Source organism: Photorhabdus cinerea (assembly GCF_011189575.1).
Taxonomy (GTDB): Bacteria; Pseudomonadota; Gammaproteobacteria; order Enterobacterales; family Enterobacteriaceae; genus Photorhabdus; species Photorhabdus cinerea.
In genome coordinates, this window is sequence record NZ_PUJW01000166.1 from 1 (window position 1) to 251 (window position 251).

At 45.4% G+C, this 251-nt stretch carries 1 pseudogene; it reads right to left on the bottom strand.

Features of this window, described 5'->3' with window-relative positions:
* Nucleotides 1-126, bottom strand: a pseudogene (locus C5469_RS23175) (Tn3 family transposase); the annotation flags it as partial.
* Nucleotides 127-251 lie beyond the last annotated feature (125 nt).

The following is a 251-nucleotide window of genomic DNA, read 5'->3' on the forward strand; positions in this document are numbered from 1 at the left end:
GGTATTCCATAACGTGATCGCCGCAGTGAGTAATGTCAGTCCACTGGCTCGGTAACTTTGGTTTTCCAGTCCTCTGTCCCTTATTTCACCCAGCCGGTGCATAAAAACAGCCCGAGCAAGTGCATTAGGGGTCCGCTTGGAAAACGGAAAATATCCTACGCTAAGCCTGTTTTTTGTACAGATTGATATCAACTGATCGTAACGGACGGTATTTTCCAGCTCCTAACTTAAGATTATTACGCCAGATGTAA